The organism is Brevundimonas sp., assembly GCF_036659295.1.
In the GTDB taxonomy this organism is placed as follows: domain Bacteria; phylum Pseudomonadota; class Alphaproteobacteria; order Caulobacterales; family Caulobacteraceae; genus Brevundimonas.
Genome location: NZ_JAVXCU010000003.1, coordinates 24337 through 37187 on the forward strand (window position 1 = coordinate 24337; position 12851 = coordinate 37187).

A 12851-nucleotide genomic window follows, 5' to 3' on the forward strand; every position below is an offset into this window, starting at 1 on the left:
GTCAAAAAGCGCACACCTTTGGAACAGGGTTCCAAGGGAGATGATAATGTTGCGTTCGGTTTTGTTCGGTGCCGGTCAGATGGCTTTGCTGGCGGCCTTGATGGCGGCGAACCCCGCAGTGGCCCAGACGATTGATCCGGAGCGCCTGAACATGCTGACGCGCGAACTGGCGTCTGACCATTTCGAGGGGCGCGGGCCGGTGACGGTCGGCGAGGATCGCACCATTGAATGGCTGGTCCAGCAGTTCTCGTCACTGGGGCTGGAACCGGGCGGCAAGGATGGCAGCTGGGTGCAGGTGGCCGAGGTCAGCCGCACCATGCAGGATGGCCCCGCCACCCTCAGCGCTCGTCATGGCGACCACACCGTGACCTTTAACCGCGCCAGCGACATCATTGTCGCCTCGGACCGTCCGGTGGACCGTATCAGTCTGCAAGACGTGCCGGTGGTGTTTGCCGGTTATGGTGTTTCGGCCCCCGAGCGCGGCTGGGACGATTTCAAGGATGTGGATGTGGCGGGCAAGATCATCCTTGTCATCGTCAACGATCCCGATTTCGGCGCGCCCGAAGGCCATCCGGTGGCTAACCGTTTCGATGGTCGCGCCATGACCTTCTATGGCCGCTGGCCCTACAAGTTCCAGGAAGCGGCGGCACAGGGTGCGGCCGGTGTTCTGGTCATCCACGATACGGCGGGCGCGGGTTATCCGTGGTCCACGCTGGAAGCGTCTTCGACCGCCCCCGACTTCGATATTGTCCGCGCCGATCCGATGAAGGAGCGTGTGGCGGCGCAAGGCTGGATTTCCAGCGATGCGGCACAAAAGCTTATCGCGCTGGGCGGGCATGATCTGGCGGCGCTGCGCGAGGCGGCCCGCAGCGAGGACTTCCGCCCTGTCGAACTGTCGGGCGTCGGTATGACCATTGATTTTGGCCAGAAGCACGACCGCGTTCAAACCCGCAATGTGCTGGCCCGCGTGGCCGGATCGGAGCGCCCCGACGAGGTGGTGATGTATGGTGCCCACTGGGACGCCTATGGCCGCGCCACCCCCAAGAATGGCGACGACATCTATAATGGTGCGGTCGACAATGCGACGGGTGTTGCCGGTATTCTGGAGGTCGCGCGTCTGTTTGCCGAAGGGCCCAAGCCGCGCCGTTCGGTCGGATTTGTAGCCTGGGCGGCCGAGGAAAACGGCCTGTTGGGGGCGGAATACTATGCTGCCAATCCCGTCTGGCCGCTGGAAAAGACCGTGGCCAATATCAATCTCGACAGCCTGTTGCCGGGAGCGGAAATCGATCCGACCGTGGTGGTGATCGGTCCGGACAAGTCCGATCTGGATGGCCGTCTCAAGATCAAGGTCGAGCGTGACGGACGCCGTCTGATCCCTGATCCTGCGCCGCAAGCGGGGGCCTTCTATCGCTCCGACCACTTCCCTCTGGCGCGCTCGGGTGTCCCTGCCCTGTTCGCGGCAGCGGGCTTTACCGGACATAATGCGGCCAGCCGCGATTATGTCGCCAACCGCTATCACCAGCCGACCGACGAATGGACACCGGACTGGACGATGGAGGGGGCCGCCGCCGATCTGCAGCTTCTGTTCGAGGTCGGGCGTGATCTGGCCAATGGCTCGGACTGGCCGCAATGGGCACAAGGGGCCGAGTTCGAGGCGGTACGCAAACAAAGCGATGGGCAGCGCAAGCCTTAAGCAGTGACGCGAACGGGTCGTGACCTTGGACGCCTCTCGGGGTAAGTCTGGGGTCATGACCCAGTCTGTCGAAATCCACGGCCTTTGCCCCGCCCCGTTCAGCGCAGTGAAGGATGCCTTTGCTGCCAATTTCACCGATGCGCCCGAAGGCCTCAACGAGGTCGGAGCGCGCTTCTCGATCACGATCGAGGGCGAGACGGTGATCGACCTGTGGGGCGGCTCTGCCGATGTGTCGGGCCACAAGCCCTTTACCCAGACGACGCTGGTGCCGGTGTTTTCCAGCGGCAAGGCGGTCATGGCGCTGCTGATCGCCACCTGTGTGGAACGTGGTCTGTTGTCCTATGAGGAAAAGGTCGCGACCTATTGGCCGGACTTTGCCCAGAACGGCAAAGGCGATCTGACGGTCGGCCAGTTGATGAGCCATCAGGCCGGCCTGCCGGGCTTTGACGAGCCGGTTGATCCGGCGATCTGGTATGATCCGCCGGCGGTTCTGGCGCGTCTGGCGGCGCAAAAACCGATGTGGGAGCCGGGCACGGCTTCGGGCTATCATCCTATTTCCATCGGCCTGATGGCGGGCGAACTGTTCCGTCTTGTCGATGGTCGCAGCATGGGCGCGGCCCTGCGCGAAGAATTCTGCGAGCCGTTCGGCCTTGATCTTTGGATTGGCACCCCTGCCAGCGAGCATGACCGCGCCGCCGAAATGAAACGCCCCAGCAGCCTGCCCAATCTGGGCAAGTTGGACGAACTGAAGATGGCGGCCTTTGTGAACAAGGGCGCGGCCCCCGGTGGACGTGGCTCGGCCGAATGGCGCGAGGCGGAAATCCCGTCGGCCAATATGCATGCGGCCGGTGTCGATCTGGCGCGCATCTTGTCGGTTATCGCCAATGGGGGCCATTTTAACGGTCAGAAAATCCTGTCGGCTGACACCCTGTCCCAATTGTCGCGCGAGCGTATTTCGGGACCGGACAAGATCCTGCCCTTCACCCTGTCATGGGCGGCAGGTCTGATGCGCAACGAAGGCTTGAATATTTTCGGCACCAATCCCGACGCGCTTGGCCATTGCGGCTGGGGCGGTTCGCTGGTCTGGGCCGATGCCAAGGCGCGTGTGTCGGGGGCCTATGTGATGAACCGCCAGTCGCCGCATCTGTTGGGCGACCCGCGCGCCGTAGCATTGGTCAACGCGGTTTACGCCGCGCTCTAGGCCTTGGGTACCGTATAGGCCGACGGCGGCAAGGCGATCTGGTCATGCAGAATCTGCCAGCCGTCGGTCGAACGGCGCAACAGGCGTGTGAACAGGGCGCGATGGTGCTGGCCATTGATGCTGACGATCATGCGACCCGAGGCAATGGCCGTATAATCGTCCAGTTGCAGCGTCTCGAACCACTCATAGTTCATGGTGCCCAGACCGCCGGGCATGGCCTGGCGGGTGGTCAGCCAGTGGCGCACCGGATCGGGGCCTTTGAGCGGCTCGTCACCCAGCATGACCAGCAGGGGCTGGTCCACGGTGTAAAAGCCCATAATGGTGTCGACATCGCCGCCCGACCATGCCGCGGCGGCGGCATCCAGCGTGTCGCTGATCTGGTCAAAGATCACCGCTGTTGAAGGCGTGGGGTTCAAGCTGACCTGCTCGCGTGCCTCCAGTTGCGGGGCATCGCGTGCGGTACGGATGATTTCGTCCTGTGCCGTGGCACAGGAGGGAAGCCCCGTCAGGATAATCAGAGACAGAGTGGCGGTGGCGAGGGGGCGCAAAATCTTCATTACTCCCATCATGGCCGACCTGTGGCCCGCACTCAATCGTTCTGCCGCACTTAGTCCGGCCGGTTGTCTGGATTACGCTCTTGCGGGGTTGTGACGAGGCCCGGTTCGAACTCGGTGATGGCGGCAGCCTTCTTGCGGGCATTGTGAACAGCGCCTGCGGTAAAGATGGCCACAGCCGCCCAGATAAAGCCGAAGGAAATGCCGCGCAGCAGGCCAAGGGACTCGCCTTGCAACATGCCGATCACAAACACCATGGTCGGCGCGATATATTGCAGGAAGCCCATGGTCGACAGCGGCATACGACGTGCGGCCCACGAGAACAGCATCAGCGGAATGACCGTCAGCGGACCGGAGAACAACAGCCACAGGCTGATCGGCCACGCTGTGCCAAAATGCCCCTGTCCCGACAATTGCAGCCAGATCACCCATGCGAGAGCCGGAACCGACAGGATCAGGCATTCGATAAACAGGCCGGTCTGGGCATCGGCAGACACACGTTTGCGGATGATCCCGTATAACGAGAAGCTGCATGCCAGTATCAGCGAAATCCACGGCGCGTGGCCCAGCGCGATGGTCTGGATCACCACACCTATGACGGCCAGACCGATGGCGACAAAGCCGATACGGGTGATCTTCTCGCGGAACAGCCATGCGCCCGCGGCCATGTTGAGCAGCGGGTTTAGATAATAGCCCAGCGCGGCATCCAGCGTGCGGCCATTATTGACCGCCAGAATATAGGTCACCCAGTTGGTGGCGATGACCAGCGAGGACAACAGCAAAAAACCAAAGGTGCGCGGGTCCCTGAGGACCGTCATGATCTGGCTGGACTGGCGCGCCAGAATGACCAGACCGGCGGCCCAAACCACGCCCCACATCGAACGGTGGGCCAGAATTTCCCACGGGTCGGCCCCGTGGGCCCCCATCTGCTGGAAGGCCAGCGGGATAACGCCCCAGATCAGATAGCAGATGATGCCGGCGGTCAGGGCCTGACGGGATTCAGGATGGGCGGAGTAGGACGCGTTCACAGTTCACCTATGGGCGTAGGCCACAAGGAGGTTGCAGGAAAAACGCCCCGAAGGCGGGCTTCGGGGCGTAATGTTTTTAGACGATAATGGTCCGCACACCGGACTTCGGTGTGATGGTTCCGGTCTCGTCCAGCAGCTGGGCGATTTGCACCGCGTTCAGTGCCGCGCCCTTGCGCAGGTTGTCCGAGACAACCCAGAAGGACAGGCCGTTCTCGACCGTCGGGTCCTTGCGGATGCGCGAGACGAATACGGCATGCTCACCGGCAGCATCGACGGGGGTGATGTAACCGTCGTGTTCCATTTTATCGATGACCAGAACGCCGGGGGCCTCGCGCAGGATTTCGCGGGCCTCGTCCGGTTCGATCGGGCGGTCGAACTCGACCGTGACCGACTCCGAGTGGCCGACAAAGACCGGCACACGTACGCAGGTGACCGTCAGCTTGATGTTCGGATCAAGCATCTTGTGGGTCTCTTCCCACATCTTGGCTTCTTCGTCGGTATAGCCGTCGTCACGGAACGAGCCGATATACGGAATGACGTTGAAGGCGATCTGCTTGGGGAATTTCTTGGGTGTGGCATCGCCCAGACCGTAGATGGCCTTGGTCTGGTTCCACAGTTCGTCCATGCCTTCCTTGCCCGCGCCCGAAACCGACTGGTAGGTCGAGACGACGCAGCGCTTGATCTTGGCGGCATCGTGCAGAGGCTTGAGCGCCACAACCAGTTGCGCGGTCGAGCAGTTGGGGTTGGCGACAATGTTCTTCTTGCGCGCCAGCTTGACCGCATCCGGATTCACTTCCGGCACGATCAGCGGTACGTCGGGATCCTGACGGAAGGCCGAAGAGTTGTCGATCACGATCGGGCCAAGCTTGCCGATCTTTTCGGACCATTCGCGCGAGGCATCGCCACCGGCCGACATCAGAACAATGTCTACGGTCGAGAAGTCGAAACGCTCGATATCTTCACACAGGATAGTCTTGTCGCCCCAGGCGACTTCCATGCCTTTCGATTTTCGTGAGGCAATCGCGTGCATTTTCTCGACGGGAAAGTTCAGTTCCTCGAGGATGGCCAACATTTCACGACCGACATTGCCGGTGGCGCCTACGATGGCGACGCGATAGCCCATGATAAAATCTACCTTTTGGGATGGTTGTTGAAATAGAGTTTCTGCATTTGGTGCTTTCGTAGGTGCAGTGCAACCAAAAACATCCAAGATCGGTGTTTTGCTTCGATGCGTCTTTGCAACCTGATGCGTGGCGGACTATCTGCAGCCTATGACCTCCCGCATTCGAAACGCTTATGACATCCGCCTTGAAGAGGGCGTCATCAATCCCGATCCGGCTCAGGTGGGCCTGATTGCGGAACTGGAACGTCTGGAACTTGATCTGGCCAGGAAGGGCCTGTTCGGTTCGGTGCCGGAGGTGCGCGGCATCTATATCTGGGGCCCGCCGGGGCGCGGGAAGTCCATGCTGATGGACCTGTTCTACTCCTCGACGCCGGAACAGAAAAAGGTCCGTGCCCACTTCCACGCCTTTATGGCGCGCATTCATGATCTGGTGCGCCAGTGGCGCGAGGGCGACAAGGCTCAGCGCAAGGCCGTGTTTGGCCAGCACAAGGGCGATGACCCCATCCCGCCTGTGGCGGCGCTGATTGCGTCCGAGGCGCGCTTGCTGTGCTTTGACGAGCTACAGGTCACCGATATTGCCGATGCGATGATTTTGGGCCGTCTGTTCGACGCCCTGTTCGAAAAAAAGGTGGTGCTGGCCATCACCTCGAACCGTGCGCCCGATGACCTCTATAAGAACGGCATCAATCGCCAGCTTTTCCTGCCCTTCATCAAGACCTTGAAGGAAAGGACTGTGGTGGTGGAAACCGCCGGAGCCAAGGACTTCCGCCTGGATCGCCTGTCGGGCGAGAAGGTGTGGTTTGCCACGGATTCCGAAGGGGCCGCAGAGACGTTCGAGCTGTTGTGGTCGGACCTGAAGGGCGGTGAACCCGAAGAACCCACACACCTGACGGTGCTGGGCCGCGAGGTGGTGGTGAACCGCACGGTGGGCGGTATGGCGCGGGCGACATTCGATGAACTGTGCGTCAAACCCTTGGGACCGCAGGATTATCTGGCCATCGCCAAACGCTTCCACACCCTGTTCCTCGAAGGCGTACCCAAGCTGGGGCCGAACAAGCGTCAGGAAGCGCGTCGTCTGGTGACGCTGATTGACGCGCTCTATGAGGCCAAGACCCGTCTGGTGGTTCTGGCCGATGCCGAGCCGGAAGTGCTGTACACGGAAGGCGACGGTGCCTTCGAGTTCGAGCGCACCGTCTCGCGCCTCAATGAAATGCGCAGCCAAAGCTGGTTGGAGCAGGGCCGCGAAGAAGTCTGACCTTCTTCACTAGATACAAAAAGGGCCGCCCCATCTGGAGCGGCCCTTTTCTTATTCTAAAGTCAGTTCACTCAAGCAGCGAGCGACCGCGTCGCGAGCGTTAGGGAACCGGCGTCGCCCGCTCCTAAGAGCGGGCCAGCATTATGCCAGAGACGGATCAGCAGCCTTACAGGCTTCGATCAGGCCGTTCACCGAGGCGACCGAGGTGGCCAGCATGGCCTTCTCTTCGTCATTGGTGGTGAACTCGATGATCTTCTCGACGCCAGCGGCACCGATCATGGCCGGAACGCCGACATACAGATCGTTCAGGCCGTATTCGCCCGAGACGTAAACCGCCGACGGCAGGACGCGCTTTTGGTCCAGCAGGTACGAACGGGCCATGGCGATGGCCGATTCAGCGGGAGCATAGAAGGCCGAGCCGGTCTTCAGCAGGGCCACGATCTCGCCGCCGCCCTTGCGGGTGCGCTCGACGATAGCGTCCAGATCAGCTTGGGTCAGCAGGCCAGCAGCCACAGCGTCCGGCAGCGGCAGGCCGCCCACGGTCGAGTGACGCACCATCGGAACCATGTCGTCGCCGTGACCGCCCAGGGTCCAGGCGTGGATGTCCTGGATCGAAACGCCGGTCTTTTCAGCCAGGAAGTAGGCGAAGCGTGCCGAGTCCAGAACGCCGGCCATGCCGACGACCTTCTCTTTCGGCAGGCCCGAGAATTTTTGCAGAGCCCAGACCATGGCGTCCAGCGGGTTGGTGATGCAGATCACAAACGCGTTCGGTGCGTATTGCTTGATGCCTTCACCGACGGCCTTCATGACCTTCAGGTTGATACCGATCAGGTCGTCGCGGCTCATGCCCGGCTTGCGCGGAACACCGGCGGTGACGATGCAGACGTCTGCGCCAGCGATATCGGCGTAGGAGTTTGCGCCCTTCAGGGCCACGTCTTGACCGAAGACAGCCGAAGCTTCGGCGATGTCCAGACCCTTACCTTGCGGGGTGCCTTCTGCGATGTCGAACAGGACGACGTCGCCCAGAGCTTCACGAGCTGCGATGTGGGCGAGGGTGCCGCCGATCATACCGGCGCCGATAAGGGCGATCTTTGCACGAGCCATTTAAGGTCTCTCCAAGTCGATGTTGCGTGTGCGAAACACTATTCGATGGCGGGCGGTCTAGACCCGCGCGGGAGCGGGAGCAAGTCTTCCGCGTTTCGCCTTTGGTACGCGATTAAACGGTCCAACCGTCTGTCAGGATGTCTGAATGGCCTCGAAAAACAATCCAACAGGCTATGAAAGCAGAGCCTTAACAACAGCTTTGACATGGCGAACGCGACAGCAAAAGCGGCCCGGTGTTTGGGATCGCACCACCCGTGCCACGCAGGACCGGATCAACAACATCATTCCAGAACCGGTTCACAAGGTGGTGACGGCAGTGATGAAACAGATGACCAAAGCCATTGTCATGGGATCGGGCTGGATAACATCCCGCCCGCGTAGCGAAGGCACGCTGCAAGAGCGCGAACTGGCGGTTCGCCAACTGATGAAGACCTATCGCACAACCGCTAGTATCGAAGGCGGCGTTGCGGGTGCGGGCGGGTTTGTTCTGGCGGCGGTCGATCTTCCGGCGCTGATGACCATCAAAATCAAGCTGCTGTTCGAGATTTGCGCCCTTTATGGCCATGACAGCCGTGATCCGGCTGAGCGGTTTTTTATACTGCGCATATTCCACATGGCCTTTTCGAGCGCGCGCCAGAGGCCCCATGCGCTGGCGGCTCTGGAGGCCAGCTATCCCGATAAAGAGGGCGAGCCGGTTGAACTGGACTGGCACCAGTTTCAACTGGAGTATCGCGACTATATTGATCTGGCCAAGCTGGCGCAGTTGCTGCCCGTTGTGGGGGCACCGGTCGGGGCGGTGGCCAATTGGCGGCTGACCACGCATGTAGCCAATACGGCCATTCAGGCCTATCGACTGCGCTGGTTCAACGAGGCTGACCCGTTATGATCCCTGCTGAAATGTTTAAAGCCGATCCCGCTTTCGAAGCCGCGTCGCTGCATGTGGCGGACTGGCCGCTGTGTCAGGTCCGCCTCCAGAATGATGCGCGTTTCTGCTGGCTTATTCTTTTGCCGCGCGTTGAAGGCGCGGTGGAACTGTCCGATCTGAGCGCCGCACAGCGGGCGCAACTGATTGAAGAAGTCGTAAAGGCTGGAAAACAGGTGGCCGAGATGGCCGAAGTCGAAGGCGCGCCGATTGATAAGATCAATACAGCAGCCCTGGGCAATGTGACCCGCCAACTCCATGTACATGTGGTGGGGCGCAGGCGTGACGATCCGCTGTGGCCCGATCCGGTCTGGGGCCGTCCGGGGGCAGTTTTTTGCGCGACCGAGGTTCTCGAGCGACGTTTGTCGATCATCGGAACGGCGTAAATTACCGCCTGACGCACTATATATCCCGACTATTGGTGCGGTTTCGTTGACATCGTGTGCTGCACAGCACAAAAGCCTTTGCAATAGTCTGACCCTGAATTTCCACAGGTTTTTTGAGAATCATTCGCATGTCCAATCATCAGGCAGCGGGTGGAACCAACGGCGACCGGACCGGCCGCTACGTTCGCCACCCCAACGGGCACGTCACGCCCATGTCCCCTTTCACCTCGGTATGGCGCTGGCACATCACCATGGTGGCCTCCATCCTGTTCCGCGTCACGATTGGCGCGGCCACGGTGGGTGCTGTCCTGATGCTGGGCTGGATCGCGACCGCCTCTTCGGGCGCTGACGCCTATGCCAAGCTGCTGGCATGCTCGGCCTCGCCGCTGGGCCTGTTTGTCTGGTTCGGTCTGTCGGTCGTGCTGTTCTCCTTCCTGCTGAACGGTGCCCGCCACCTGATCAACGACATGGGCAAGGGTCTGGACCTCAAGACGGCCAACCTGATGTCCCGCGTCGCGGTTTGGGGTCCCCTGGTTCTGGCCGTCCTGTTCTGGGTCGTGCTGTTTGCTAGCGGAAAGGTTGCCCTGTGAGCGCTGCACCCAAGTTCAAGAACAATGTGAAGATCTCCGAGCGCCACGGTGCTGGCGAATGGAAGATCGAAAAGCTGGCACTGGCGGCTCTGATGCCGCTGTCGATCTGGGTGGCCTCGACGGGCTTCACCCTAGCCGGTGCCGACTTCGCAACGGTTGCCGCCTGGTTCGGTAACCCGCTGAATGCTGGCCTTTGCGCCATCACCGCTGTGGTGTTCTTCCTGTTCGCCTCGCTGGCGTGGAAGGTGATCATCGAGGACTACGTACCGGCTCCGTCGTCGCGTAAGGCTCTGATTACTGTGTCGAACATCGTCTTTGTGCTGCTGGCTGCCGGCAGCGTCTTCTTTATCGTGCGCGCGGCTTCGCTGCCGATCGCAGGAGCTTAATCGACCATGGCTGCATACGAGCTTATCGATCACGAATACGACGTCGTTGTCGTCGGCGCGGGTGGCTCCGGCCTTCGCGCCGCACTCGGCGCCGCCCAGCAGGGCCTGAAGGTCGCCTGCGTCACCAAGGTCTTCCCGACCCGCTCGCATACCGTGGCTGCCCAGGGCGGCATCTCGGCTTCGCTGGGCAATATGGGCGAGGACAGCTGGCAATGGCACATGTACGACACCGTCAAGGGGTCGGACTGGCTGGGTGACCAGGACTCGATTGAATATCTGGTCCGTAACGCGCCTCAGGCCGTTTACGAGCTGGAACACTGGGGTGTGCCGTTCTCGCGTACCGAGGAAGGCAAGATCTACCAGCGCGCCTTCGGCGGTATGACCCGCAACTTCGGTGAAGGTCCGGTGCAACGCACCTGCGCCGCCGCCGACCGTACCGGTCACGCCATCCTGCACACCCTGTACGGCCAGTCGGTTCGTCGTGAAGTGAAGTTCTTCGTTGAATACTTCGCGCTCGACCTGATTATGCAAGACGGCGTCTGCACCGGCGTGACGGCACTGCAACTGGACAATGGCCAGATGCACCAGTTCCGCGCCAAGATGGTCGTTCTGGCCACCGGCGGTTATGGCCGTGCCTACTTCTCGGCGACCTCGGCCCACACCTGCACCGGCGACGGTAATGCGATGGTGCTGCGTGCCGGTCTGCCGCTGCAAGACATGGAATTCGTCCAGTTCCACCCGACCGGCATCTATGGTGCCGGCTGCCTGATCACCGAAGGTGCTCGCGGCGAAGGTGGCTACCTGACCAACTCGGAAGGCGAGCGCTTCATGGAGCGTTATGCGCCGACCGTGAAGGATCTGGCACCGCGTGACATGGTCTCGCGCTCGATGACGATCGAAATCCGCGAAGGTCGCGGTGTGGGCCCGAACAAGGACCACATCCACCTGCATCTGGATCACCTCGATCCGGCTATCCTGCATGCGCGCCTGCCGGGCATCTCGGAAAGCGCCAAGATCTTCGCCGGTGTGGACGTGACCAAGGAGCCGATCCCGGTTCTGCCGACCGTTCACTACAATATGGGCGGTATCCCGACCAATTATCACGGTGAAGTTCTGACCCTGCGCGACGGCAACCCCGACAGCGTGGTTCCGGGCCTGATGGCCGTGGGCGAAGCCGCTTGCGTCTCGGTGCACGGCGCCAACCGTCTGGGCTCCAACTCGCTGACCGATCTGGTTGTGTTCGGTCGTGCTGTGGGTCTGCGTTGCGGTGAAGTGGTCGACAAGGCCTCGGCTGTACCGTCGGCTCCCAAATCGACGACCGATGGCCACATGGCCCGCTTTGACCGCTTCCGTAACGCCTCGGGTTCGACCCCGACATCGGAACTGCGCCTGTCGATGCAACGCGCCATGCAGTCGGACGCTGCGGTGTTCCGTACCGGCAAGACGCTGGAAGAAGGCGTGCAGAAACTGCGTGCCATCGACGCTGCCGGTTCGGATATCAAGACGACCGACCGCGGCCTGATCTGGAACACGGATCTGATGGAAACCCTCGAATATGACAACCTGATCGCTCAGGCTCTGGTCACCATCGAGGGCGCAGCCAACCGTACCGAGTCCCGCGGCGCCCATGCCCGTGAAGACTTCCCGGAACGTGATGACGAAAACTGGATGAAGCACACCCTGGCGTGGAAGCGTCCGGGCGAAGGCGTCCAGATCGACTACCGTCCGGTTCACAAATACACGATGTCCGACGAGGTCTCGTATATCGAGCCCAAGGCTCGGGTTTACTAAGGAGGATTTGAAACATGGTTCAACTCAACCTCCCGCGTGGCTCCAAGCCCACGACCGGCAAGGTCCACAAGGCTGCGGCTGGCGCCAAGAACGTCAAGTCGTACAAGGTCTATCGTTACGACCCCGAGACCGACGCTGATCCGCGTTGGGACACCTATGAGGTGTCGTCGGACGATCACGGCCCGATGCTGCTGGACGCCCTGCTGCACATCAAGAACACGATCGACCCGACCCTGTCGTTCCGTCGTTCGTGCCGCGAAGGCATTTGCGGTTCGTGCTCGATGAACATCGACGGCTCGAACACTCTGGCCTGCACCAAGGGCTGGGACGAGTGCAAGTCGCACAACATCACCATTGCTCCCCTGCCCCACCAGCCGGTGGTCAAGGATCTGGTGACGGACATGTCGCTGTTCTACGCCCAGTACGACTCCATCCAGCCCTACCTGCAGTCCGACCTTCCGGATCCGGAAAAAGAACGTCTGCAGTCGCCGCAAGAGCGTGAAAAGCTGGACGGTCTGTACGAGTGCATCCTGTGCGCCTGCTGCTCGACCTCGTGCCCGAGCTACTGGTGGAACCAGGAAGAATACATCGGTCCGGCAGCCCTTCTGGGTGCCTACCGCTGGATCTCGGACAGCCGCGACGACGCCACCCAGAAACGTCTCGACGATCTGGAAGACCCGTTCAAGCTGTACCGCTGCCACACGATCATGAACTGCGCCCAGGTGTGCCCGAAGGGTCTGAACCCTGCCAAGGCCATCGCCGAGACGAAGAAACTGATGGTTGCTCCGTCGCGCAAGAAGGAGAAGGCGAGCGCGTAA

13 protein-coding genes are annotated in these 12851 nt (G+C 61.2%); 9 read left to right on the plus strand and 4 right to left on the minus strand.

Annotated elements, in window-relative coordinates; translation table 11 throughout:
* Positions 1–46 precede the first annotated feature (46 nt).
* Positions 47–1693, plus strand: coding sequence for a M20/M25/M40 family metallo-hydrolase (locus RSB01_RS01155; RefSeq protein ID WP_332590034.1), 1647 nt, complete (start codon positions 47–49; stop codon positions 1691–1693).
* Between the two features lie 55 nt (positions 1694–1748).
* Positions 1749–2894, plus strand: a complete 1146-nt coding sequence (locus RSB01_RS01160; protein WP_332590035.1) for a serine hydrolase domain-containing protein — start codon at positions 1749–1751, stop codon at positions 2892–2894.
* Here RSB01_RS01160 and RSB01_RS01165 read toward each other — a convergent pair.
* The 3 genes from RSB01_RS01165 to RSB01_RS01175 all read right to left on the minus strand — a co-directional run bounded on the left by RSB01_RS01165 (position 2891) and on the right by RSB01_RS01175 (position 5599).
* Positions 2891–3451: a hypothetical protein gene (locus RSB01_RS01165; RefSeq protein ID WP_332590036.1), complete on the minus strand. Its 561-nt coding sequence runs from the start codon at positions 3449–3451 to the stop codon at positions 2891–2893. The genes RSB01_RS01160 and RSB01_RS01165 overlap by 4 nt on opposite strands.
* Positions 3452–3501: 50 nt before the next feature.
* Positions 3502–4476, minus strand: coding sequence for an EamA family transporter RarD (gene rarD / locus RSB01_RS01170; protein WP_332590037.1), 975 nt, complete (start codon positions 4474–4476; stop codon positions 3502–3504).
* A gap of 76 nt (positions 4477–4552) precedes the next feature.
* The gene (locus tag RSB01_RS01175; RefSeq protein WP_332590038.1) at positions 4553–5599 is read right to left on the minus strand and encodes an aspartate-semialdehyde dehydrogenase; all 1047 of its coding nucleotides are present in this window, start codon (positions 5597–5599) and stop codon (positions 4553–4555) included.
* Positions 5600–5747: 148 nt separating this feature from the next.
* On the opposite strand from RSB01_RS01175, the gene zapE reads away from it, so the two are divergent.
* Entirely contained in the window at positions 5748–6854 is a 1107-nt protein-coding gene (zapE, locus tag RSB01_RS01180) for a cell division protein ZapE (protein ID WP_332590039.1), read from the plus strand.
* A gap of 141 nt (positions 6855–6995) precedes the next feature.
* On the opposite strand, the gene mdh is transcribed toward zapE, so the two are convergent.
* Entirely contained in the window at positions 6996–7958 is a 963-nt protein-coding gene (gene mdh, locus RSB01_RS01185; RefSeq protein ID WP_332619344.1) for a malate dehydrogenase, read from the minus strand.
* A gap of 145 nt (positions 7959–8103) precedes the next feature.
* Between mdh and RSB01_RS01190 the strand changes: the two genes are divergently transcribed.
* From RSB01_RS01190 to RSB01_RS01215, 6 genes are all read left to right on the plus strand, one after another.
* Positions 8104–8844, plus strand: coding sequence for an EcsC family protein (locus tag RSB01_RS01190; RefSeq protein ID WP_332592084.1), 741 nt, complete (start codon positions 8104–8106; stop codon positions 8842–8844).
* Entirely contained in the window at positions 8841–9266 is a 426-nt protein-coding gene (locus RSB01_RS01195) for an HIT domain-containing protein (RefSeq protein ID WP_332592085.1), read from the plus strand. The genes RSB01_RS01190 and RSB01_RS01195 overlap by 4 nt, the downstream gene beginning before the upstream one ends.
* A 128-nt stretch (positions 9267–9394) precedes the next feature.
* A complete protein-coding gene (gene sdhC, locus RSB01_RS01200; RefSeq protein ID WP_332592086.1) occupies positions 9395–9856 on the plus strand; it encodes a succinate dehydrogenase, cytochrome b556 subunit in 462 nt (153 codons plus the stop codon).
* Complete coding sequence (gene sdhD / locus RSB01_RS01205; protein ID WP_332592087.1) at positions 9853–10242, plus strand: succinate dehydrogenase, hydrophobic membrane anchor protein; 390 nt, start codon at positions 9853–9855, stop codon at positions 10240–10242. The genes sdhC and sdhD overlap by 4 nt, the downstream gene beginning before the upstream one ends.
* 6 nt (positions 10243–10248) lie before the next feature.
* The gene (gene sdhA, locus RSB01_RS01210) at positions 10249–12033 is read left to right on the plus strand and encodes a succinate dehydrogenase flavoprotein subunit (RefSeq protein WP_332624989.1); all 1785 of its coding nucleotides are present in this window, start codon (positions 10249–10251) and stop codon (positions 12031–12033) included.
* 14 nt (positions 12034–12047) lie between these two features.
* On the plus strand, positions 12048–12851 hold the full coding sequence (locus RSB01_RS01215; RefSeq protein WP_332589768.1) for a succinate dehydrogenase iron-sulfur subunit: 804 nt from the start codon (positions 12048–12050) through the stop codon (positions 12849–12851).